The following is a 21,957-nucleotide window of genomic DNA, read 5'->3' as shown; positions in this document are numbered from 1 at the left end:
CGGCACATCTACCACTACGGCCCTGGCGAAACCGGACTTCAGGAGGCCGTAGTGCGCCGAGCCATGCCCGCCCTGCCGCTCCTCATAGCCTTAGTCATCGGATCTATACCTTCCGTCGCAATGGCGAACGAGCCCTCGGACGCATCCGCATCGAGTGCAAGCGCCACAACGGCCGCCCCGGGTCCGCCCGTTGTCCCCAGACCGACCCAGTGGACCGAATCGGGTGGCCACGCGCAGCTGTCGGCGAGAACCCGCATCCTGGTGGACCCCCGCTCCCGGTCCAGGACCGCGCTCCCCGCCGGACGGGCCGAACTCCCGGGCCCCGCACGGCAGTCCGTGCAGGACCTGGCCAGGGCGCGGATGCGAAGGTCCCCTTCACCGTGACGCCGCCCGCTTCCGCGGCCCCCGGTACGTACACACTCAACATCACCTTGCGCCACGGCCGTCTCACGACCACCACGGCTGTCAAGGTCACGGTGGCCCTGGAGAATCTCGCCCGGAACAAGCCGGCCCCCCAGAAGAGCACCGCGTGGGACGCCCCTGCCTCCCGCGCCGTCGACGGGAACACCGACGGCTCCTTCGGGTCGGGCTCGGTGACGCACACCGCGGAACCCTCGTCACAGGCATGGTGGCAGGTCGACCTGGGCGCCTCGAAGTCACTGTCCGCAGTCGACATCTGGAACCGCACGGACTGCTGCTCCGACCGGCTGACGGACTTCTGGGTCCTGACTTCGGACACCCCGATCACGGCCGACGGACTCGATGACGCACGGACCGCACCCGGCGTGACGGGGGTACATGTCACCGGCCGGGCCGGACGGCCGTCCACCGTGCAGCTCCCGGCGGGCACCTCCGGCAGGTACGTCCGCGTGCAGCTGACGTCCGGCACCAACCCTCTGTCGCTGGCCGAGGTCGAGGTGCGCGGGCACTGAGCGAGCCCTGCCCGAACGGGTGGTGGCCCGAACCGATCGCTTCCGGTCCGGGCCGCCACCCGTTCCGTCGCGCGGAGGAGTCATGCCGAAGTGTCACCCGCGGTCGCGCGGGAGGGATCACCCGAGGGCCGCGACCCGCTCTCGGTAGCCGCGTACCGCCGCCGCGTCCCGGTACGGCTCAAGACGACGCTCGAACTCCCTCACGTACTCCGTCGCGCGCATCGACCGCATCTCCGCCGCCTGTTGGGCCGCCTCCGCGCCGAGCAGGCACGCCTGGTCGAGCTCGCCGAGCCCGAGCCGGGCGGACGCCAGCACCACCTGGCAGAACAGCCTGCTCCGGGCGTACACCGGGGCACGCAGCTGGAGAGAGCGCTCCGCATGCTGCGCGGCGGCCCGGTACTGCTGCAGATCGCGATGGCAGTGCCCGAACTCGTCGGCGAGCTGCGCCTCGTCGAAGTAGCGTCCCCAGTGCGGTACGTCGTCGCCGGGCCGGGCAGCCTCCAGCGCGTGTTCCGCCCGCGCCAGCGAGGCCGCACACGTCCTGGCCTCACCGAGCACCCCGTGGCCGCGCGCCTCGACCGCGTGCAGCAGGGCCATGACGACGGGCGGCGCCGAGGAGCCGACGCCCTGCTGGGCGACGCGCGCCAGCTGCACGGCTTCCCTGCCGTGCCCGAGATACACCGCCTGCCGGCTCATGGTGATCAGGACATAGCTGCCGTACACCCGGTCCCCCGCTGCCTGTGCGAGGCGCAGTGCCTGGACGAAGTAGCGCTGGGCGAGGCCGTGTGCCGCGATGTCGTACGAGGTCCAGCCCGCCAGGCGGGTCAGATCGGCGGCCGCCGAGAAGAGCCGCCGCCCGATCGCCTCCCCGTACGTCCCGCGGAGCATCGGCTCGGCCTCGTGCTCCAGGTAGCGGACGAGGGCCTGGCGGGCGTGGCCACCGCCGTAGGTGTGGTCCAGGGTGCGGAAGAGCTCCCCGACGGAACGCAGAGCGGCGACATCGCCGCTGTTGACCTTCTGGCCGGGGCTGCGGTCGGTCTGGCGCTGCCGGGGGAACCCGGGTGCGCCTGGTGCCGGGGGCGCGAGGTGCGCCGGAGGTCCGGATGACGGTGCGGGTGAGGAGAGCGGTCCGGAGGCGGGCCTGACCGGTGCGGGCCCACGAGCGCCGGACCTGCCGCCGGGCCCCGCGGACCCGTTCTGCCCGTTCACTCCATGTACTCCATGCGTGCCGTGGGCACCACGGGTCCCGTTGATCCCTGCCGCCCCGCGGGCCCCGCCGACCATGGACGCCCCCGGCGTCCCGCGCACCCCACCGGTCCCCCCGCTGGGCGCAGCGGCCTCACCGTTCCCCCGGGCCACCCACTCGTCGGCCCGTCCGATCAGCCAGTCCCGGCTGGGCACCACCAGCCCGGCCGGGGTGAAGGCGATCTTCCGCAGCTCCGCATGGCTGCCCGAGTCCTTCCGCCAGAGCCCGCTGACGATGTCCACCGCCTCGCCGGGTGTGGCGGCGAACTCCAGACCGGCGTAGACGGGCGCGCATGCGTCGAGACCCAGGTCCTGCGCCGAGAGCCGGCGTCCGAGCCGCCGGGTGAAGACCTCGGCGATCAGGGCAGGGGTGGTCCCGCGCGGCTGCTGGCCCCGCAGCCAGCGAGTCACGGACGTCTTGTCGTACCGCAGATCGAGACCGTGCTCGAGGCCGAGCTGGTCCACCCGGCGGGCGAGACCTGCGTTCGAGAATCCGGCTTCTGTGATGAGCGAGGCGAGCTGGCGGTTGGGGGTGCGCTGCGGAGGTCGTTCCGACATCAGCTGTACGGTCTCCTGCCTTCGGGGCCGGGCGGGCAGCCCTTATGGAACGGCGCGAATTTAGCGGGGCCCACGGCGGCCGAAGCCTCCTTCGCTTCACATTCATCCGATCGTGTGAGGATTGGGGGTGGTGCTGACGGGAAAGACCTGCCGGGCCGCCGCTCCCGGGGCGGTCGTACAGTGGCCCGGGGCGCGAATCACTGCATGGTGACGTGGCTCCGGGGACACCCCCTGGATCCCGGCACCGCAAGTAGGAAGGCATCTGTCGTGAGTGAGCTTCGGTTCGTCCGGCTGGGATTCGGCGAGTCGGCCGTCGACTACCAGGAGGCCTGGCAGAAGCAGCGCGAGGTGCACGCGGCCCGGTTCGAGGACACGGTTCCCGACACCTGTCTGCTGCTGGAGCACCCGCCCGTCTACACGGCCGGACGGCGTACGACCGACAGTGAGCGCCCCCTGGACGGCACTCCGGTCGTCGATGTGGACCGCGGCGGCAAGATCACCTGGCACGGCCCCGGGCAGCTCGTCGGCTACCCGATCCAGAAGCTGCCGCGGCCGGTGGACGTCGTGGCACATGTCCGCCGGCTGGAGGACGCGCTGATCCGTACGGCCGCCGAGTTCGGTCTGGAGACCACCCGGGTCGAGGGCCGCAGCGGGGTCTGGGTGCTGGGCGACCCGGTCGAGGAGCGTCCGTCGCTCGGCGGCCTGTCGCTCGACTTCGATCCGCGGCTGCACGACGAGGAGTTCGACCCGCGGCTGAACGGCCCCGAGTACGCCCCGTCCAACGCCGGCCAGCGCCGCGAGGACCGCAAGCTGGCGGCGATCGGCATCCGGGTCGCCAAGGGTGTGACCATGCACGGCTTCGCACTGAATGTGAACCCGGACAACACCTGGTTCGACCGGATCGTGCCGTGTGGCATCCGCGACGCGGGCGTCACCTCGCTCGCGTACGAGCTGGGGCGCGACATCACGATCGCCGAAGTGCTCCCGGTCGCCGAGAAGCACCTGAAGGACGTCCTGGAGAACGCGGAGCTCGCTCCACGCGAGATCGACCGCGCCTCGGCCTGATCCGCGCAACCCGGCCCCTGCGGCGTTCGAGGAGCGGGGGCCCTGGGCCGGAACCGCCCCGCCCGATGCCCACGGACCCGGCCGCCCCGGGAATGGCCCGGCCCGTCCCCTGGTTGCCCAGGGGTGAGGGCCACACCCCGACCGTACAAATAGCGGGCGTACCCTGGTGTTCGCCGAAGAATCGAAGTCGTAGGGAGCCGGACGTGTCCGCTGTCGCACCCGACGGGCGCAAGATGTTGCGCCTGGAGGTCCGGAACAGCCAGACCCCCATCGAGCGCAAGCCCGAGTGGATCAAAACCCGGGCGAAGATGGGCCCCGAGTACAACCAGCTGCAGAAGCTCGTGAAGAGCGAGGGTCTGCACACGGTGTGCCAGGAGGCCGGCTGCCCCAACATCTTCGAGTGCTGGGAGGACCGGGAGGCCACATTCCTCATCGGTGGCGACCAGTGCACCCGCCGCTGTGACTTCTGTCAGATCGACACGGGCAAGCCGCAGGCGCTGGACCGGGACGAACCCCGCCGCGTCGGCGAGTCGGTCGTCACGATGGACCTGAACTACGCCACCATCACCGGCGTCGCCCGCGACGACCTGGAGGACGGCGGCGCCTGGCTGTACGCGGAGACCGTGCGCCAGATCCACGCGCTGACGGTGGAGCGCGAAGCCGGCGCCACCAAGGTCGAGCTGCTGATCCCCGACTTCAACGCGGAGCCCGAGCAGCTCGCCGAGGTCTTCTCCTCGCGCCCCGAGGTGCTCGCGCACAACGTCGAGACGGTGCCGCGGATCTTCAAGCGGATCCGCCCCGGCTTCCGTTACGAGCGCTCGCTCGAGGTCATCACGCGGGCCCGCGAGGCGGGTCTGGTGACCAAGTCCAACCTCATCCTCGGCATGGGCGAGACCCGCGAGGAAGTGAGCGAGGCACTCCAGGATCTGTACGACGCCGGGTGCGAGCTCATCACGATCACGCAGTACCTGCGGCCCTCCGTGCGCCACCACCCGGTCGAGCGCTGGGTGAAGCCGCACGAGTTCGTGGAGCTCAAGGAGGAGGCCGACGAGATCGGCTACTCCGGTGTGATGTCCGGGCCGCTGGTCCGTTCGTCGTACCGCGCGGGCCGGCTTTTCCAGCAGGCGATCGAGCGTCGTGGCGCCGTCGCCCCGACGCCCGCGGCATGACCCGGACTGTGTGAAACCGAGCACAAGAAGCTACCGAGCGGTAGTGGCTGATACGACGCGGCCCATACGCTCCCCGCAGGTCGGGGACGCGTATGGGCCGCTTCGACGTGCGCGACGCCCATATCAAGGTTTCATTGGTGTTTGACCGACAGGTCATGCGCTGGTAACACCGAGCAGTGACCCTGGATTCACGCAGCGCAGTGGCTTTCACAGCTGCCGCCGTCGCTGCTCCCCGTGTCCAGCCGCGCAATCCGCTTTCGTAACAGACTCACTTCGCGCATCCGTTCCGAGGGGACTTCCACGATGCAGGCCGTGCCGGTACGCGCAACCGCCATCCCGTCCGTCACCGATGCTCTCCGTGCCGTCGAGTCGCTGCTGCTGAGCAGCGGCCAGCGCACAGCCCGGCGAAACGCCTGGACAGCGGTCCTCGAGGACCGCCGCCGGGCCAAGGACCGGGTCGAGACCGCATACGTACTGGAGGCCGTGGCCGACCATCGCTCCTAGGCCACGTAAACTTCAGTACATGGCGAGGAAGGCAAACACTGACGGCGCGGACAGCGCCGAGAACGCGGGGCGACTCAAGCAGATCGCCCTGACCTACAAGATGACCCGGCGGACCGACTCCAAGATCGGTCTTGTCGTCGCGGGTGTGGGAATCGTCACCTTCGGTGTCATCCTCGCCGTCGGCTTCTTGATCAAGCACCCGGTCTACCTGGGCATCCTGGGCTTCGTGCTGGCCCTCCTCGCGATGGCGATCGTCTTCGGACGGCGTGCCGAGCGGGCGGCCTTCGGGCAGATGGAGGGACAGCCGGGCGCTGCGGCGGCGGTGCTGGACCGCGTGGGCCGTGGCTGGACCACGACGCCCGCGGTCGCGATGAACCGCAGCCAGGACGTCGTCCACCGGGCCGTCGGCAAGGCGGGCATCGTGCTGGTCGGCGAGGGCAACCCGAACCGGGTCAAGGTCCTGCTGGCGGCCGAGAAGAAGAAGATGGCCCGCATCGTCGTGGACGTGCCCGTGCACGACATCATCGTCGGCAACGGCGAGGGCCAGGTGCCGCTGAAGAAGGTCCGCACCAAGATGCTGAAGCTGCCGCGGGTCCTGACCGGCCCGCAGGTGACGGCTGCCAACGACCGGCTCCGGGCCATGGGCGACCTGATGAGCAACATGCCGCTGCCGAAGGGCCCGATGCCGAAGGGTATGCGGATGCCGCGCGGCGGCAAGATGCGCTGACGCGGTCACCGCACAGGACACAACAAGCAAGAGGGCGGGTCCCGAACCAATCCGGTTCAGGGACCCGCCCTCTTCTGCTCTGTCATGTCCGCTCGGTCACATCACACTCAGATCCGCACCTGGACGGCGCGGGCGAGCCGGTCGTGCAGCCCCCGGCCGTCGCGGTCCCAGACCAGGGCCGGGACCGCCAGGCACAGCAGCACGCTCCGCACGACCACCCGCCCGAGACCGAGCCGGCCACCGCCCTCGGCGACGACCCGGATGCCCAGGATGCGCTTGCCCGGCGTACAGCCGATGGTTCCGACGGTGAGCACACTCAGTACGAGGAAGATGCCGAGCGCCCAGTTTCCGGCCGCCTGCTGGTCACCGCGAGCGAACAGCCCGTATGCGATCAGCATGCAGAGCGCCCAGTCGATGAAGAGGGCGCCGAAGCGCCGGCCGAGCGGGGCGACGGACCCCGGGCCTTCCTCGGGCAGACCGAGCCGCTTGCCCCGGTACCCGAAGTCGACGCCCATTTCCTCGGCTGCCGCGCGCGGCCCGGAGAGCCACGATCCGATTGCTTGCCTATTGTCCACCCGACCACGGTACTGCGCCCGCCTCCGCGCCCTGCCGCCCGGGGGCCATGGCCGCCCCGGGCCCCGGGCGTCTGCACCGCCCCGACCGGACCCGCTACCGGACCTGGATGTGACTCCGAGATGCCACCCGCACCCGGCTCGGTTAACTTCGGCGAAACAAATGGGTCATGCTTGAGAAATCCGGTCTGCCTATGGTCGGGTCCAGCGTGTGCCACCGCACTGGCCGCACAACGAGCTGCAACCCCGCCCCTCCCGGGTCGGGAGTAGGAGGAGTTGGATGTTCCAGAACGCCGACGACGTGAAGAAGTACATCGCCGACGAAGACGTCAAGTTCATCGATGTCCGGTTCTGTGACCTGCCCGGTGTGATGCAGCACTTCACCATCCCGGCAGCGGCCTTCGACCCGACCGAGGAACTGGCCTTCGACGGCTCGTCGATCCGCGGCTTCCAGGCCATCCACGAGTCCGACATGGCGCTTCGCGCGGACCTGTCGACCGCCCGTGTCGACCCCTTCCGCCGCGACAAGACCGTCAACATCAACTTCTTCATCCACGACCCGATCACCGGCGAGCAGTACAGCCGTGACCCGCGCAACGTGGCCAAGAAGGCCGAGGCGTACCTCGCCTCCACCGGCATCGCCGACACCGCGTACTTCGGTCCCGAGGCGGAGTTCTACGTCTTCGACAACGTCCGCTTCCAGACGTCGGCGAACGAGAGCTTCTACCACATCGACTCCGAAGCCGGCGCCTGGAACACCGGTTCGGAAGAGAACAACCGTGGTTACAAGGTCCGCTACAAGGGCGGGTACTTCCCGACCCCGCCGGTCGACCACTTCGCCGACCTGCGTGCCGAGATCTCGCTGGAGCTGGACAAGAACGGCCTCCAGGTCGAGCGCCAGCACCACGAGGTCGGCACCGCCGGCCAGGCCGAGATCAACTACAAGTTCAACACGCTGCTCGCCGCGGCCGACGACCTGATGCTCTTCAAGTACATCGTGAAGAACGTCGCCTGGCGCAACAACAAGACCGCGACCTTCATGCCGAAGCCGATCTTCGGCGACAACGGCTCGGGCATGCACGTCCACCAGTCCCTGTGGGCCGGCGGCGACCCGCTGTTCTACGACGAGCAGGGCTACGCGGGCCTCTCGGACATCGCCCGCTACTACATCGGCGGCATCCTCAAGCACGCCCCCTCGCTCCTCGCCTTCACGAACCCGACGGTGAACTCCTACCACCGCCTGGTCCCGGGCTTCGAGGCCCCGGTCAACATGGTCTACTCGCAGCGCAACCGCTCGGCCGCGATGCGTATCCCGATCACGGGCTCGAACCCGAAGGCCAAGCGCGTCGAGTTCCGCGCCCCGGACCCGTCGTCCAACCCGTACCTGGCCTTCTCGGCGCTGCTGATGGCCGGCCTCGACGGCGTGAAGAACAAGATCGAGCCGGCCGAGCCGATCGACAAGGACCTGTACGAGCTGGCTCCCGAGGAGCACGCGAACGTCCAGCAGGTCCCGACCTCGCTCCCGGCCGTCCTGGACGCGCTCGAGGCGGACCACGAGTACCTGCTCGCCGGCGGTGTCTTCACGTCCGACCTGATCGAGACGTGGATCGACTACAAGCGGACTCACGAGATCGCCCCGATCCAGCTGCGCCCGCACCCGCACGAGTTCGAGCTGTACTTCGACATCTAGGAACGCCGCAGGTCAGAGCGGGTTTCCGCTCCCCTGGGCCGTCTGTGGGCCGTCGGCCGTGTTCTTCCGCTCCCGGAAGGCACGGCCGACGGCCTTTTCTGCGGGGCGCCGAACAGGCCGCCACAGGCACCGCTCCGCCGTCGCCGTCCTCGTCAGCGCCCGCCGAACCGAAGGCGGAGGCGATGGCCTTCCGCGCGCGGTCCCGACTGTTCGGCATCAGGTGCGTGTACGTGCGGAGCGTGAAGCCGGGGTCCGGTGCTGCCGATGATGACAGCTGGGCCCGGTCCAGAGTTGATGAGTCGGATCTCCGCTCTGCCTCCTGGGGGCCGGCTCCGGTGCAGTTGCGTGGTCAGACCCAGGTGGGCAGGGCGCCTTCGACGTAGCGGGCGCCGAAGCCGCCGTGAGGCAGGATCTTGTCGATCGCGGCCAGGTCGGCGTCGGTCAGCATGAGGCCGCCGGCGCGGGTGTTCTCTTCGACACGCTTCGGGCTGCGGGTGCCGGGGATGGGCACGATGTGCTCGCCCTGGGCGAGCAGCCAGGCCAGGGCCAGCTGCGAAACCGTGGCGTTCTTGGTGGCCGCGAGGTCGGCGAGCCCGTTGACGGCGTCGACGTTCTTCTCGAAGTTGCCCGGCTGCCAGCGCGGGTCGATGTTGCGCATATCGGTGGCGTCGTACTGACCGGCGGGCTTGGCCGTGCCGGTGATGAAGCCGCGCCCCAGCGGCGAGTAGGCGACGAAGCCGATGCCCAGCTCGTCGAGCGTGGGGAAGAGCTGCTCGACGTCACGCTCGAACAGGCTGTACTCGGTCTGCAGGACGGAGACCGGCTGCACGGCGTGCGCCTTGCGGACGGTCTCGGGGCCGGCCTCGCTCAGGCCGAAGTACTTCACCTTGCCCGCATCGATCAGCTCCTTGACGGTACCGGCGACGTCTTCGACGGGCACGTCCGGGTCGACGCGGTGCTGGTAGAGGACGTCGATGTGGTCGACGCCGAGGTGGCGCAGGCTGTTGTCGGTGACCTTACGGATGTTGTCGGGACGGCTGTTGAGGGCGTGACCGATCCGCTCAGGGTCGGACAGGTCGAAGCCGAACTTGGTGGCCAGGACCACGTCGTCGCGGAAGTCCGCGACGGCCTGGCCGACCAGGGTCTCGTTGGACCCGGTACCGAAGCCGTAGAGCTCGGCGGTGTCGAAGAAGGTGACACCCAGGTCGTGGGCACGCCGGATGGCGGCGATGCCCTCCTGGGTGTCGCCGGGGCCGTAGGCCATCGTCAGGCCCATCGTGCCGTAGCCGATCGCCGAGACCTCAAGGCCCTGGCTGCCGAGTGTCCTGTGCTGCATGACGCACTCCTCAAGTCAAACCAAACGGTTCGGTTCTACCGTACGCCTTGCTCCGGCGCACGCCAAACCAAACGGTTCGGTCGGGTAATCTGAGGGCATGCCGTCCTCGACCAGCGCAGACTCCACCCGCGACCGCATCGTCGCCGCGGCCACGGCCGAGTTCTCCCAGCACGGGATCGCCGGAGCGCGCATCGAGCGAATCGCGAAAGCCGCGAAGACCAGCAAGGAACGCGTCTACGCCTACTTCCGCAGCAAGGAAGCGCTCTACCAGTTCATCGCCGAGCGCGAGATGGCCCTAGTGGCCGAGGCGACCCGCCTGGACCCCACCGACCTGCCCGAATACGCCGGTCGGGTCCACGACTACTTCGTCAGCCACCCCGACCGGCACCGGCTCATGACCTGGGGCCGACTGGAGTTCGCCGGCAGCACCGCCGATGCCGTCACCCAGAGGACCGTCCAGCGCAAGGCCGAGCTGCTGCGCAAGGCCCAGGAAGTCGGCCAACTGGACACCGCCTGGGACCCTATCGACATCCTCGTCCTGCTCAACCAGATCGCCATGGCCTGGGCCGGACAGCTCGATCTCGTGGACGCGGCCGGCGACCAGGTCCGCGACACCTCCCTGGCGGCCCGCCGCGCCGCCGTCGTCGCCGCCGTCCAGCGCCTCTTCCCTGCTGCCGCAGCCACCACCAACGAATTGGCCTGAGCGGCGCCGCAGCCATGAAGCGCGGAGAGGCATCCTCTCGTCAGCGGCTGTGGGCCGGTGCAGCTACAGGGTCAGGCCCAGCTGTCGGGCCAACCGTCGCGGACGAGGAACTTGTCCTGGGGGAGTTCCAGTCCACTGAGCGCTTCGGGTGTGGCCCCGACGATCGCCCGCACGTATTCGACGTCGCCGGTGACGAGCGTCTTCTTGTCGCCCACCTCGTCGGTGACGAGGAGGAGACCGTAGCCATCGGGTACGGGATCGAGACCGGCGGCCAGGCAGAAGCTGCGGTAGTTCTCCAGGTCGCCGAGGTCGTCCGGGGTGGCAAACGCGATCCCTTGGGGGGTGAGCATGTCGTCATCCTCTCGCCTCAGTGGCTGTGAGGCGAGTGATGACCGCCGCACTGCGGGCCCCCGAGCCCCTGCCCGAGCGGTGGGGGCTCGGCCAGGACCCAGTATCCGAGGAAGACGGACTCGTGCATGTCGAGCTTGAGGGCCGTTGCCCACGCCTGTCCTCCACTCCCTGTGCACTTGAGCACCGCCGGGCCGGCTCCCTGGCTTGATCTCACGACTTGACCTCACAAACAGCAGCGAGGGCCGCTGCCCCACACCTCGGGACAGCGGCCCTCGTCATGCTGCCGGTGAGAACCGGCTGAGCGGGGGCGTATGACGCGTAACCCGCGTGTACTGCGGGTTACGAGCCCCCAGGCGGCATGGCATCAGCCAGACAACCTGACTAGGCGACCTATAGCAGGCCGCCGCCCTGCTGCTGCTGTTGCTGCTGCTGGCCACCCTGGCCACCCTGCTGGCCCTGCTGCTGCTGTTGCTGCTGCTGCTGTTGCTGTTGCTGCTGCTGCTGTTGCTGTTGCTGCTGCTGTTGCTGCTGCTGCTGCTGTTGCTGCTGCTGTTGCTGCTGCTGCTGCTGGCCACCCTGCTGGCCACCCTGCTGCTGTTGCTGCTGTTGCTGTTGCTGCTGCTGCTGCTGTTGTTGCTGCTGCTGCTGTTGTTGCTGTTGCTGTTGCTGCTGCTGCTGCTGTTGTTGCTGCTGCTGCTGCTGCTGTTGCTGCTGCTGCTGCTGTTGCTGTTGCTGCTGCTGCTGCTGTTGTTGCTGCTGCTGCTGTTGCTGCTGCTGCTGCCGGCCGCCCTGCTGCTGTTGCTGCTGTTGCTGCTGCCGGCCGCCCTGTCGACCGCCCTGCTGTTGCTGCTGTTGCTGCTGCCGGCCGCCCTGACGGCCGCCCTGCTGTTGCTGTTGCTGCTGCTGACCCGGGAAACAGGGTTGGTTAAAGGCGGCGGGCGCTGCCTTCGCCGGGGTCGATGCCGATGCCGCCACAGCGGCTGGGGGTGAGGCGCCGATCGTCTCCCCGGCGAAACTCGCTGGGAACGCCAGAGACGCGATGAGCACTGGGGGGACGAGGTACCGCTTGTTACGCATGACTTTCTCCCTTCGACCACCGGAGCGAAAGACAGGCGCTCGTTCACGAACGGTGCCCGTTCTCAGCACCACGTAACGGTCGAACGCCGCTTCCAGCAGCAGGATCACACGCGGCACAACACGCATCAAGAAACCGACTATCCTAGGAGTAGAGGTCTCCGGTAATAGCCATCCGCAATAGTCGCCCAGCAGAGGCAAGGGCGGATGAATTACGACCAACGGCGAGCGGAGACGGCGGACTTCCTCGCGGAAGAGGTCGGTCTTCCACCACGTGCATCGCAGCGGACCGACGGCCCGTGGCAGGCATCGGCAGCTACTGCCACTCCCGCCTTGAACAGGCCCGGAACATCCGGGCATTCGACCACGTCCTGAACTCGCCGACCGAAGCCCTTCACCTCAACACCCAAGAGCGCGGCCACTTCTGGCCCCGACGAATGAGAACGCCCTTTACAGCACCGGTACTTCTGCAGAGCTGTACCCCCAGCGCTCCAGCGCTCCAGCGCTTCCCGGACAGCGGGCATCCGCATCCTGAATTCCCCCTCGGTCCCTGCTTCAGCATTCCGGTTCGGAACCAGGACAGAGCCGACGCCCAAGGCGATCTGAATAAAATCCCTCTGAGCGCCGGCATATGCAATGGCTCTTCTTCGGCGGGCATATGCGCTGATTCAGCATTGGGAGCCGAGCGCCCGATCCGTGCCGGCCGAGTTCCGCGCGGCCACCGGATCGTAAGTCCACGAACCGTGGCTCACCACTCCGGCACGCGTCCACTCCCTCTGCACTTGAGACTGCCGTGCCGGTCTCTGAACCTGATCTCACAACTTGAACTCACAAACAACGGCGAAGGCCGCTTCCCCACACCTCGGGACGACCCTTGTCATGCTGCCGCTGAGACCGGCTGAGCAGGGGCGTGTGACGCGTATCCCGCGTGTACCGCGGGTTACGCGCCTCCAGGCGGCAAGGCGTCCGCCAGACAACCTGACTAAGGACTGTCCCGTAATCCCTGGCGGGCGCGCGACGACAGCTACGGCACCTCGCCGCGTTGCCGGAACGCCCGAATGCGCCCAGTATGAGGACGCCTCCGCCTTGCGATGCACCGCATCTGACGCCGCGCGCTGATCGACCCGGGATTACGGGACAGCCCTGAGGCGACCTATCCCTGCTGCTGCTGCTGCCCGCCGCCCTGCTGCTGTTGCTGCGCAAACAAGCCCGGCAGGCCGCCCTGCTGCTGTTGCTGCGCAAAGAAGCACGGCAGGCCGCCCTGCTGCTGCTGCTGCCGGCCGCCCTGCTGCTGTTGCTGCCCAAAGAAGCACGGCAGGCCGCCCTGCTGCTGCTGCCGGCCGCCCTGCTGCTGTTGCTGCTGACCCGGGAAACGCGGTTGGTCGACGGTCGTGGGCGCTGCCTTCGCAGGGGCCGATGCCGCCACGGCGGCTGGGGGTGAGGCACCGGCCGTTTCCGCGGCGAAACCTGCTGGGAACGCCAGAGAAGCGATGAGCAGTGGGCTGAGCCGGATGAGGTACCGCTTGCCACGCATGACTTTCTCCCTTCGACTGCCGGAGCGAAAGACAGGCGCTCGTTCACAAACGGTGTCCCCTCTCAGCACCTCGTAGGGTCGAACGCCGCTCCCAGCAGGAGCTTCACACTCGGCAGAGCGCGCATCAAGAAACCGACTATCCTAGGAGTAGAGGTCTCCGGTAATAACCATCCGCAATAGTCGCCCAGCAGAGGGAACAACGGATGAATTACGACCAACGGCGAGCGGAGCTCGCGGACTTCCTCAAAACACGACGGCTGGCCCTTCAGCCGGAAGAGGTCGGCCTTCCCACACGAACATCACGGCGAACCCCGGGCCTGCGGCGGGAAGACGTCGCCGACTTGGCGGGCATCAGCGCCTGCTGGTACTCCCAACTTGAACAGGCTCGAAACATCCGGGTATCCGACCACGTCCTCAACTCGCTGGCCGAAGCCCTTCGCCTCAACGCCGAAGAGCGTGACTACCTCCTGGCCTTGGCGAACGAGGATGCCCGTTCCAGCGCGAACGTACCCGCGGACGGCGTCCCTCCGGCTCTCCAGCGCATCCTGGACAGCCAGCATCCACATCCGGCAATCGCCCTCGGTCCCCGTTTCAACATTCTCGCCTGGAACCAGGCCAGAACCGATGTCTATGGCGATCTGGCCAAAATCCCACCCGCGCACCGCCATATGCTGTGGCTCTTCTTCGGCGGTCATATGCGAGAGCTGATTCAGAACTGGGAACCGAGCGCCCGTTCCGTGCTGGCCGAGTTCCGCGCGGCCACCGGACTGTACGTCCACGAACCGTGGTTCACCACACTGGTCCGCGAACTGGGCCAGAACAGCACGGACTTCCGCAGATGGTGGCGGCAGCACGAAATCGAAAGGCATCACGTCACCACCCGGGAAGTGGAGCATCCCTCTGTCGGCCGCATGGTGCTGGAGGAGAGCGTGCTCGTTGTCGACGACCGCTCAGGCCGGCGGGTCATTCTCGAGATTCCGCAACCCGGCACCGGCACCGAGAAAAAGCTGACGGCGCTTTCCTGGCAGTCCCACCAGGTGCAAGATCCGTCGTGGCACGTGCTTCGAAAGCCGGGTTCAGGGGAACAGCGGACCAACCACTTCTGAACCTGATGGCTTCCCACCGCCTGCGTACACGCCTGCGCCCCCGGGGCTCCGGGGGCGCAGGCGTGTACGCAGGCGACCTCGCCACCCGACTTCCCGAGGGTGACGGCCGAGAATCCGCCGTTCATGAAGCCACGGACTTCAGCTGTCCGGACCGAGGCAGGGACTTGAGGGTCGAACTCACCAGCGACCACCCCGACGGCCGCGGCGACGACATCGGCCGGCAGGAGCACCACAATCAGCAGCACACGGTCGTCAGCGACCGTAGCGGATCAGGGCGCGGACCAGGATGCGGCAGGTCGTGTCGGACGGCGGATGGATGCCGATGCGCTCGGCAGTCATGCGTATCTTGGCGTTGTCCGCGCCGTAGACGCCCGTGTCGAGCAGGGCGATCGCCAGGCGCATGGCCTTCAGGCGGCGGTTGTGCGAGATGTACCACTCGGCGGGGCCGGCCCGCGGGGAGCGGCTTCTCCTGCAGGGGCTCGTGGAGCGGCTTGGTCGTGACTGCAGCAACAGCCTCGGGCAACTGGCACGGTAGGCCAGCATCGCGAGCCGCCATGCCATTGCACACCACCGATGTACGCGCTCTGATCTGTCTGCTCGGCGCCGAGCGTGCGGGCACGGACGCGACTGCCGGACGGCTCGGTGCGCACCTCGGGCTCAACTCCGCACGTACCAGGGTCGTCATCGACCGCCTGGAGCGGCTCGACCACGTCACCCGCACCCGGGGACGCGCGCGAGCGGCGGCGGGCACTGCCGGCAGTGGACACGCAAGCGGTCGAGCTGGGACGGGAGTTCTTCGGGCCGCCGATCGAACCTGTCCTTCACTCCCCCATCACGCGCGGTGGACGGGCCCGGTCTGTTCTTGGGGTACCAGTGGTGTGGGCACCACGGCTCGCGTCCACTGCACTGCGCGCGCCATGCGGTCGCTCAGCCAGCGCAGAACAGCGGTCGGGAGGAAGAGCGAATCCGCCGCAATCATCGCCATCGTGAAGAAGGGCAGGCCGAGCAGAATCCCGATGCCCAAGTGCATGGACATCATGATCGCGACCATCACGGTCCTCACACGGCTGTTGAAAAGCGTGAAGGGGAAGGCGACTTCGACGATCACCGTGCCGTAGCTCAGCAGCAGGACGATCAGGCTGCTACTCGCGACGGCGTGGGACAACGCGGGCCACGGGGTGACGTTGCCGAGGTGCAACGCGTAGTAGATCGCCGTGCCATCCTGCCAAAGGGAGCCCTGAATCTTGTACCAGCCGGAGCTCGAGTAGATCAGGCAGACCTGGACCGCGATCACGAGCATCGCACCCGCGTGCACCACGTTGCCGACCATCGCCATTACGGTGCGGGGCTCCCCAGGTGCGTAGCTCCGCACCAACCACCACGCCATCTGCGCGAAGACGAAGCCCCAGAGCAGCAACGCCCAGCCCGTGCTCAGCTTGCCCAGTCCGGTGACCAGGATGAGCACGGCAGTGAAGAACGCCCACATGACGATCCCGACCACGTCCCGGCCGCCATCCCGGCCGTCGTCGCGGCCGTCCGCAGAGCGCCGCGCGTCCAAGGACCAGACTTGGCCGCAGCGCGTGAACACCATGTAGATCGCCATGATGTGGATGACGTTGTCGCCGCCGTTCCCCACGAAGGGGTTACGGTTCTGGAGCGCCAGCACACCAATCATGAACAGCAGCGAGGCGGTACGGGTCCGCCAGCCGAGGAGCAGCATCACCGACGCGGCGATCGCCGCCAGGTAGACGATCTCGAACCACAGCCGACCGTCATGCCACAAGATTATGGTGAAGCCGTGGTTTGTGGCATTCCATTCACGGGCCATGGTCCAGCTCCAAGGGCTGTCCGCCCCGTAGAGCTGGTTGCGGTGCACCCACTCGCGCAACAGCAGGGCGAGCCAGGTGAGCGAGAAGCCGATCCGGATGACGGCCGACTGGTACGGCGCGATGACACCGCTGGTGATACGCGTAAAGCCCCGCTCGACAATGGCGCCGATACGGCGCCACAGCCGGGCGCGAGGGGGCGGTACGGATACGCGGCCGGACGTGGCCGGAGAGTATGCGGTCACTTGAAGTCCTCCGCCTTGACGGTCCACCACGGCTCCACCAAATAACCGGTCGTGGTGTCGACGTACTGATTGCTCCACGAAGGCGCCGCGATTGGCGTACTGGCCGAGCGCAGCTGGACGAGTTGCACGGTGCCGCCGTCGTAGTGCGGTCCAAAACGCTCGGCGGCGATGCGCAACAGGTACTGCTGCATCAGGTTTCCGAACAAGCCGACCGGGTGGCCCTTGTCATCGAGCGTGGAGACGTAGTTGCTCCAGGCTCCGCGAAGTTGGTTCTGGTGCGCTTGGCTGGGTAGAGGATTGTGCACGATCCACGCCTCGTCCATCGCGGTCAAGTCCATCCAGCCCGTCGTTTTGAGGGCCCCGTCGGGCATCAGGACCTTCACGCGAGCCTGCACATGTGTATTTGCCGACGTCGGGTTGGGGGCGAAGAGCTTCCAGTCCTGTGCGAACTCGGGGTAGATGTAGTTGTTGAGACCTGCGGCGTGCTTCTGGGAGAGGGTGTTCAAAGGGGCGATATTGAGGAAGAGCATCACCGAGTGCACGACAGCTGCGACCGCGACGCCCACCACCGAGACCACGATGATGATCACCGATAGCGGTGAGAGAGCGGACATCCCGCCGGGTCTGCCGACATGATCCGCCGGCGACCCGGCCCCCTCACCCGCACCTCCCGGAGCTTGTCCGTCCGCCGCGGGGTCCGGCAGCTCCTCGCCCGGATCCCTGACGTCAGGCGGCTGCATGGCATTCCCGGTCCGGAACCGGATTCGGGTAGGTGGCTGCACCGCGGGCATGGTTCTGCGCTGCCTGTGCGGACGCGCCACTGGATCGGGCGCTTGTGATGCCGTACCCGCCTACCGTCGAGCAAGCGGCTGTCGTGACACCGATGCTCTGCCATATCTGCTTCTTCATGATCAGCCTCGCGAGAAGTTTGGGTGATCTCGATGTGGAAGTCGTGCACGATTTCGTGGCCATTACCCCGAGGACCGGTGACGTGAAGCTTGCACCTGAGCGCACTGACCGCGGGCGATTTGCGACGCGGCAACGTGCCGCTGGCGTTACTTCTTCCCGTGGTCAATAAACAAGGCTTGTCTGGTTAACTCAGAAGATCCAAGGGGAAGAACGGCCGGTCTCATGTGTGGGCAAAATGTTTTCGCTCAAGCAGTCACCAGTCAGGCCGTAGCACGGCGTGAGCCGGGCCGGATGTGGCCCTTCGGCGAGATCCGCTCTCTCTCTCCGCAGCCGGTCCAGATACGAATGTACTGTGTTCTCGGTGATGTTCAACTCGGCGGCAATCTCCCGGCTCTGCGGCGCCGCCGGCAGGGAGCTTCAAGACCTGCCTCTCCCGGCCGGCAATGCGAGGAGGCGGCGAGAGGCAGGACCCGGCCATTGACGTGGGCGGAGAAGTGAATTCACCCGGACGCCACAGTACGGATGACTGTGAGCAGCCCTGCTCAGATAATTCCTCGTCCCAAGTGACCAAGTACACCGAACTTAATGCACAGGACTGCATCTGATTGCGTTTCCGATTCCGACAGAACGACGACCGAATGCCTTGCTTTGCGCGGCCCGGTTCCTTGCCGACCGGCCAACAGCTGAAGTCCCACAGCCGACGAGGAAACGCTGCCCAGCATTTCAGGATCAAGCCGACGCATCAGTCAGCGCGTGATGGTGACGGTGGTCTCGACGACCTTGTCCGGGTTCGAGTTACAGGCGAGGTAGATGGTCCCCGTGGTTCCGCGCTCGGAATTCTCGATGGTGGCTGTACCGACGAGCGTTCCGTCGGCGTCGGCCTTGAGATCCGTAAGGCCGATGGGGGATCTCGCCGTGGTCTCGCCCCCGACGAGCGAACCCTCGGCAAGCCCGCCCGCCCCAGGGTTCTCACAGTTGCGCAAGGTCAGATGCACGGTTTGGCCGGGCTGCACGGTGTTCGGGCTGACGGTGGCGATGGGGTCGGCGCCGGCGGTGGCCATCGCAGCGGGGGCCGACAGTGCAAGCGCAACGCACCCCGCGACGGCGGGCATTCCGATGAGGCGCATGGTTGCCTCCCGCGGGCCCGGTCTGCCGGGTGTGTCCCGAGCGGATGACCGCACCACGTTCCTTCCGATCGTAGGAACGCATAGCGTGCGCCGCGATGCCCGCTGACCCGAACAGGTGAACGTCGAGTCCGGCTCCGTCCCCGGACGCGATCGGGGACCGGCCTGGTTGGTGTGCGGGGCGAAATCATAGGGTCGGGGCATGGTCGAAAAGCAGACTCGGGGCGCAGCACGAGGGCCGGGGCGCCCCCGGGAGGAGCGGGTCACCCACGCGGTGCTCGACGCGGTCGTCGCGCTGGTCGCGGAGCAGGGGATGAACGCGCTCACGATGGACGCCGTGGCCGTACGGGCCGAGGTGAGCAAGCCGGCCATCTACCGGCGCTGGCCCACCAAACAGGACCTGATCATCGCTGCCGCCGAGTCGCGCGTCGGCCCCCTGTCCATCCCCGACCTGGGGGACTTCCGCGCCGAACTTCGGGCCGTGCTCACCGCTCGTGTGGAGGTGTACCGGGCGCCCGGTATGAACCGTCTGATCGCAGAAGTCTTCAGCGCTGCGGCCGACCCGGGAGCAGGACGCAGCGCGTACCGGGCGTACATCAACCGGGTCATGGGTGAGACCGGGCGCATCCTGGAGCGCGGCATCGTACGCGGGGATGTGCGGCCGGACACCGACGTCCGGGCCGCCGCCACCATGGTGGCGGCGCCGTTGGTGTTCCGCCTGGTGGCGGAGCAGGAGCTGCCGGACAGTCACCTGGTGGAGTCGGTGGTCGAGCTCGTCGGCCGCGCCGTCGGAGTGCGGCGCTGACCGGGAGCCGGTTCTCTCCGCGGTCTTGAAATCGGTGGGCACAGACCCTTGCCATGGCATGCCTGAATATCGATACTCCCGGTATCGAATTGATCCTCACCGTGGAGGAAGCACCCATGGCCGCAGCCGTCGCCACCCCCAAGCCCGCCCTCGACAAGCCCCTGATGCACTACGGGCGCCGCGTTCTGGACCGCACCGCTCCGGGCAGCACCGAGACGGAGTACCGGATTCTGGGCATCAGCCCGCTCACCCCCCACATCGGTGCCGAGGTCAGCGGCGTCGACCTCTCGCAGCCGATCGGTGACGACCTCGCCGAGGAGCTGCGGCAGGCCCTGCTGGAGTGGAAGGTGATCTTCTTCCGTGACCAGCACCGCTTCGCTGCGGAGCACCACGTCGCGCTCGCGGCGGTGTGGGGCGAGCCGGAGGTGAACCCCTTCTTCCCCAAGGGCGACACCGTCGGCGTCTCCCGTCTGGCCAAGGACGCCATGGCCGTCGGCAACGAGAACATCTGGCACAGCGACCACTCCTTCATGGCCGAGCCCGCCCTGGGTTCGGTGCTGCGCGCCGTCGAGGTGCCGTCGGCCGGCGGCGACACGATGTGGGCGGACATGGCGGTCGCCTACGACAACCTCTCCGCGTCGATGAAGGACAGGATCGACGGACTCACGGCGGTGCACGACTGGGTGCCCAGCTGGGGTGCGGTGATGACCGACGAGCAGATCGCGCGGTTCCGGGAAACCCTGCCGCCCGTGGAGCACCCGGTGGTCGTCCGCCACCCGCAGTCCGGACGCAAGGTGCTCTACGTCAACGAGCCCTTCACCACGCGGATCGTCGGCCTGTCCGACACCGAGAGCCGCGAGCTGCTCGACGAGCTCGTCCTGCAGGCCCGTATCCCCGAGTTCCAGGTGCGTTTCCGCTGGCAGCCCGACTCCGTCGCGATCTGGGACAACATCGCGGTCCAGCACTACGCGATCAACGACTACTACCCGCAGCGGCGCGTCATGGAGCGGATCGCCATCGCGGGAGTCCCGCTCTCCTGAGGCCCCTGCGCCGCGGCCCGTGCGCGGGCCGGCACACGGGCCGCGGCGCCGCCCCGCCTCCTCGCGTGCCCACCCCCTCGTCAGCGCCCCCTTTCCGGAGGACCCCGTGACCGCCGCCGACACCGCACCCAGACAGACCGACTCCCCTACGGGCCACAGCTCCGGCGCCCGCGCCTGGATCGTCACCGGCCTACTCGTGGCCTTCATGATGGTCAACTTCGCGGACAAGTCCGTGCTCGGTCTCGCGGCCGATGAGATCCGCGCGGACATGGGCCTGTCCGCCACCGACTTCGGACTCGCCAACAGCGCCTTCTTCCTGCTGTTCTCGGTCGCCGCCGGCGCCGTGGGACTGCTCGCCGACCGCGTGCGGCCCAAGTGGCTGCTCCTGGCCATGGCCCTGCTCTGGTCGGTCGCGCAGACGCCGGCGGCCCTGGGCGGCGGCCTGGCCGTACTGATCGGCTCACGGGTCCTGCTGGGAGCGGCGGAAGGTCCCGCCTTCCCCGTCGCCCAGCAGGCCGCGCTGTCCTGGTTCCCCAACCACCGGCGCAACCTCCCCGGGGCGCTGGTCACCCTCGGCGTCACCCTCGGCGTGATCACCGCCGCGCCCGGCCTGACCTAGGTCATCCACCACCACGGCTGGCGCGCCGCCCTCTGGGTGGTCGCGGCCGCCGGTGCGCTGTGGGCTCTGCTGTGGGCCTTGTTCGGCGCCGACGGGACGTACCGGACCGACACCGCGGAGACACTGTCCTCCGAGCCGGCGGTGAAGCCCGCCTATCGCCGCATCCTCGGCACCCGAACCTGGATCGGCACCACCGCCGCCTACTTCACCAGTTACTGGGCCGTGGCGCTGATGCTCGTATGGCTGCCCTCCTACCTGCGCAACGGCCTCGGCCACTCCTCCGACGCCGCCGGCAGACTCATCGTCCTCCCCTGGGTGGTCGGCGCCCTCGCGCTGCTCGGTCAGGCGGCGCTCACCGGGTGGCTCATGCGCCGCGGAGTCAGCAGCCGTTGGGCGCGCGGCCGGGTCGGCGGCAGCCTGCTGCTGCTCGGCGCGGTCGCCTGTCTGGCCGTACCCCTCGCGGACGGTGCGGCGGCGAAGACCGCGCTGCTGGCCGTCGGCTTCGGCCTGGGCGGATCCTTCGCCACCGTCGCGGCCACCACCGTCGCCGAACTGGCCCCGCCCGCACGGCGTGGCGGCGCCCTCGGCACGATGAACGCCACCGTGACCACCGCGGGCCTCATCGCCCCCGCCGTCGTCGGATCTCTGGTCGACAGCCACGGCGCGGCGGGGTACCAGACCGCCGTCGTGCTCTCGGGCGCCTTGCTGCTGCTGGGCGCGCTCGCCGCCTTCACCCTGATCGACCCGGCGCGCGACGCTCTCCGGCCGAGCGTCTGACACACCGGACCCCGACACCGCCCACCCACCCGCTGCCCCCTGGAGC

At 68.2% G+C, this 21,957-nt stretch carries 19 protein-coding genes and 2 pseudogenes; 13 read left to right on the top strand and 8 right to left on the bottom strand.

Features of this window, described 5'->3' with window-relative positions; genetic code table 11:
- The first annotated feature begins 380 nt into the window (after positions 1 to 380).
- A complete protein-coding gene (locus tag OHA88_RS32190; protein WP_328628082.1) occupies positions 381 to 932 on the top strand; it encodes a galactose-binding domain-containing protein in 552 nt (183 codons plus the stop codon).
- Positions 933 to 1,049: 117 nt separating this feature from the next.
- Here the strand turns inward: OHA88_RS32190 and OHA88_RS32185 are convergent, their stop codons facing one another.
- Positions 1,050 to 2,735: a collagen-like triple helix repeat-containing protein gene (locus OHA88_RS32185; RefSeq protein WP_328628081.1), complete on the bottom strand. Its 1,686-nt coding sequence runs from the start codon at positions 2,733 to 2,735 to the stop codon at positions 1,050 to 1,052.
- Positions 2,736 to 3,002: 267 nt separating this feature from the next.
- On the opposite strand from OHA88_RS32185, the gene lipB reads away from it, so the two are divergent.
- From lipB to OHA88_RS32165, 4 genes are all read left to right on the top strand, one after another.
- A complete protein-coding gene (gene lipB / locus OHA88_RS32180) occupies positions 3,003 to 3,800 on the top strand; it encodes a lipoyl(octanoyl) transferase LipB (RefSeq protein WP_326603262.1) in 798 nt (265 codons plus the stop codon).
- Positions 3,801 to 4,003: 203 nt separating this feature from the next.
- Positions 4,004 to 4,969 carry a lipoyl synthase gene (lipA, locus tag OHA88_RS32175; RefSeq protein WP_328628080.1) on the top strand — a complete coding sequence of 322 codons (966 nt, stop codon included), beginning with the start codon at positions 4,004 to 4,006 and terminating at the stop codon, positions 4,967 to 4,969.
- Between the two features lie 303 nt (positions 4,970 to 5,272).
- Complete coding sequence (locus tag OHA88_RS32170; RefSeq protein WP_030970723.1) at positions 5,273 to 5,473, top strand: SCO2195 family GlnR-regulated protein; 201 nt, start codon at positions 5,273 to 5,275, stop codon at positions 5,471 to 5,473.
- A 19-nt stretch (positions 5,474 to 5,492) separates the two neighbouring features.
- The gene (locus tag OHA88_RS32165; RefSeq protein WP_267005527.1) at positions 5,493 to 6,200 is read left to right on the top strand and encodes a DUF4191 domain-containing protein; all 708 of its coding nucleotides are present in this window, start codon (positions 5,493 to 5,495) and stop codon (positions 6,198 to 6,200) included.
- 107 nt (positions 6,201 to 6,307) lie between these two features.
- Here the strand turns inward: OHA88_RS32165 and OHA88_RS32160 are convergent, their stop codons facing one another.
- Positions 6,308 to 6,775: an RDD family protein gene (locus OHA88_RS32160; RefSeq protein WP_326603263.1), complete on the bottom strand. Its 468-nt coding sequence runs from the start codon at positions 6,773 to 6,775 to the stop codon at positions 6,308 to 6,310.
- 277 nt (positions 6,776 to 7,052) lie between these two features.
- Here OHA88_RS32160 and glnA point away from each other — a divergent pair, with 277 nt between their 5' ends.
- Entirely contained in the window at positions 7,053 to 8,462 is a 1,410-nt protein-coding gene (gene glnA / locus OHA88_RS32155; protein ID WP_030933685.1) for a type I glutamate--ammonia ligase, read from the top strand.
- A 349-nt stretch (positions 8,463 to 8,811) separates the two neighbouring features.
- Here glnA and OHA88_RS32150 read toward each other — a convergent pair whose 3' ends face one another.
- Positions 8,812 to 9,798: an aldo/keto reductase gene (locus OHA88_RS32150; RefSeq protein ID WP_328628079.1), complete on the bottom strand. Its 987-nt coding sequence runs from the start codon at positions 9,796 to 9,798 to the stop codon at positions 8,812 to 8,814.
- A 97-nt stretch (positions 9,799 to 9,895) separates the two neighbouring features.
- Between OHA88_RS32150 and OHA88_RS32145 the strand changes: the two genes are divergently transcribed.
- The gene (locus OHA88_RS32145; protein ID WP_328628078.1) at positions 9,896 to 10,501 is read left to right on the top strand and encodes a TetR family transcriptional regulator; all 606 of its coding nucleotides are present in this window, start codon (positions 9,896 to 9,898) and stop codon (positions 10,499 to 10,501) included.
- A gap of 71 nt (positions 10,502 to 10,572) precedes the next feature.
- Here OHA88_RS32145 and OHA88_RS32140 read toward each other — a convergent pair whose 3' ends face one another.
- Positions 10,573 to 10,851 carry a hypothetical protein gene (locus tag OHA88_RS32140; protein ID WP_328628077.1) on the bottom strand — a complete coding sequence of 93 codons (279 nt, stop codon included), beginning with the start codon at positions 10,849 to 10,851 and terminating at the stop codon, positions 10,573 to 10,575.
- Between the two features lie 421 nt (positions 10,852 to 11,272).
- Here OHA88_RS32140 and OHA88_RS32135 point away from each other — a divergent pair, with 421 nt between their 5' ends.
- From OHA88_RS32135 to OHA88_RS32125, 3 genes are all read left to right on the top strand, one after another.
- A complete protein-coding gene (locus tag OHA88_RS32135; RefSeq protein ID WP_328628076.1) occupies positions 11,273 to 11,842 on the top strand; it encodes a hypothetical protein in 570 nt (189 codons plus the stop codon).
- Positions 11,843 to 13,118: 1,276 nt separating this feature from the next.
- Complete coding sequence (locus tag OHA88_RS32130; protein ID WP_328628075.1) at positions 13,119 to 13,367, top strand: hypothetical protein; 249 nt, start codon at positions 13,119 to 13,121, stop codon at positions 13,365 to 13,367.
- Positions 13,368 to 13,663: 296 nt separating this feature from the next.
- Positions 13,664 to 14,566, top strand: a complete 903-nt coding sequence (locus OHA88_RS32125; RefSeq protein ID WP_328628074.1) for a helix-turn-helix transcriptional regulator — start codon at positions 13,664 to 13,666, stop codon at positions 14,564 to 14,566.
- A 252-nt stretch (positions 14,567 to 14,818) separates the two neighbouring features.
- Here OHA88_RS32125 and OHA88_RS32120 read toward each other — a convergent pair.
- From OHA88_RS32120 to OHA88_RS32100, 4 genes and pseudogenes are all read right to left on the bottom strand, one after another.
- Positions 14,819 to 15,122, bottom strand: a pseudogene (locus tag OHA88_RS32120) (hypothetical protein).
- A 276-nt stretch (positions 15,123 to 15,398) separates the two neighbouring features.
- On the bottom strand, positions 15,399 to 16,637 hold the full coding sequence (locus OHA88_RS32110; protein WP_328628073.1) for an HTTM domain-containing protein: 1,239 nt from the start codon (positions 16,635 to 16,637) through the stop codon (positions 15,399 to 15,401).
- Positions 16,634 to 17,251, bottom strand: a complete 618-nt coding sequence (locus OHA88_RS32105) for a DUF5819 family protein (RefSeq protein ID WP_328628072.1) — start codon at positions 17,249 to 17,251, stop codon at positions 16,634 to 16,636. The genes OHA88_RS32110 and OHA88_RS32105 overlap by 4 nt, the downstream gene beginning before the upstream one ends.
- A 1,041-nt stretch (positions 17,252 to 18,292) precedes the next feature.
- On the bottom strand, positions 18,293 to 18,673 hold the full coding sequence (locus OHA88_RS32100) for a hypothetical protein (RefSeq protein WP_328628071.1): 381 nt from the start codon (positions 18,671 to 18,673) through the stop codon (positions 18,293 to 18,295).
- Between the two features lie 199 nt (positions 18,674 to 18,872).
- Between OHA88_RS32100 and OHA88_RS32095 the strand changes: the two genes are divergently transcribed.
- The 3 genes and pseudogenes from OHA88_RS32095 to OHA88_RS32085 all read left to right on the top strand — a co-directional run bounded on the left by OHA88_RS32095 (position 18,873) and on the right by OHA88_RS32085 (position 21,911).
- The gene (locus tag OHA88_RS32095; RefSeq protein WP_328628070.1) at positions 18,873 to 19,475 is read left to right on the top strand and encodes a TetR/AcrR family transcriptional regulator; all 603 of its coding nucleotides are present in this window, start codon (positions 18,873 to 18,875) and stop codon (positions 19,473 to 19,475) included.
- A 116-nt stretch (positions 19,476 to 19,591) separates the two neighbouring features.
- Positions 19,592 to 20,515 (top strand): TauD/TfdA dioxygenase family protein, encoded by a 924-nt coding sequence (locus tag OHA88_RS32090; protein WP_389732281.1) that lies wholly within the window; start codon positions 19,592 to 19,594, stop codon positions 20,513 to 20,515.
- Between the two features lie 205 nt (positions 20,516 to 20,720).
- A pseudogene (locus OHA88_RS32085) lies at positions 20,721 to 21,911 on the top strand (MFS transporter).
- Positions 21,912 to 21,957 lie beyond the last annotated feature (46 nt).

The sequence above is a fragment of the Streptomyces sp. NBC_00353 genome (assembly GCF_036108815.1).
In the GTDB taxonomy this organism is placed as follows: domain Bacteria; phylum Actinomycetota; class Actinomycetes; order Streptomycetales; family Streptomycetaceae; genus Streptomyces.
The sequence above is the reverse complement of the archived record's forward strand: the minus strand, read 5'-3'. Positions and strand labels throughout refer to the sequence as shown.

Bases quoted from the DNA above. Each gene is read 5' to 3' on its own strand.
- OHA88_RS32185 (WP_328628081.1), bottom strand. From the start codon at position 2,735: ATGTCGGAACGACCTCCGCAGCGCACCCCCAACCGCCAGCTCGCCTCG.
- OHA88_RS32170 (WP_030970723.1), top strand. From the start codon at position 5,273: ATGCAGGCCGTGCCGGTACGCGCAACCGCCATCCCGTCCGTCACCGAT.
- OHA88_RS32165 (WP_267005527.1), top strand. From the start codon at position 5,493: ATGGCGAGGAAGGCAAACACTGACGGCGCGGACAGCGCCGAGAACGCG.
- glnA (WP_030933685.1), top strand. From the start codon at position 7,053: ATGTTCCAGAACGCCGACGACGTGAAGAAGTACATCGCCGACGAAGAC.
- OHA88_RS32150 (WP_328628079.1), bottom strand. From the start codon at position 9,798: ATGCAGCACAGGACACTCGGCAGCCAGGGCCTTGAGGTCTCGGCGATC.
- OHA88_RS32145 (WP_328628078.1), top strand. From the start codon at position 9,896: ATGCCGTCCTCGACCAGCGCAGACTCCACCCGCGACCGCATCGTCGCC.
- OHA88_RS32140 (WP_328628077.1), bottom strand. From the start codon at position 10,851: ATGCTCACCCCCCAAGGGATCGCGTTTGCCACCCCGGACGACCTCGGC.
- OHA88_RS32125 (WP_328628074.1), top strand. From the start codon at position 13,664: ATGAATTACGACCAACGGCGAGCGGAGCTCGCGGACTTCCTCAAAACA.
- OHA88_RS32105 (WP_328628072.1), bottom strand. From the start codon at position 17,251: ATGTCCGCTCTCTCACCGCTATCGGTGATCATCATCGTGGTCTCGGTG.
- OHA88_RS32100 (WP_328628071.1), bottom strand. From the start codon at position 18,673: ATGCGCCTCATCGGAATGCCCGCCGTCGCGGGGTGCGTTGCGCTTGCA.
- OHA88_RS32095 (WP_328628070.1), top strand. From the start codon at position 18,873: ATGGTCGAAAAGCAGACTCGGGGCGCAGCACGAGGGCCGGGGCGCCCC.
- OHA88_RS32090 (WP_389732281.1), top strand. From the start codon at position 19,592: ATGGCCGCAGCCGTCGCCACCCCCAAGCCCGCCCTCGACAAGCCCCTG.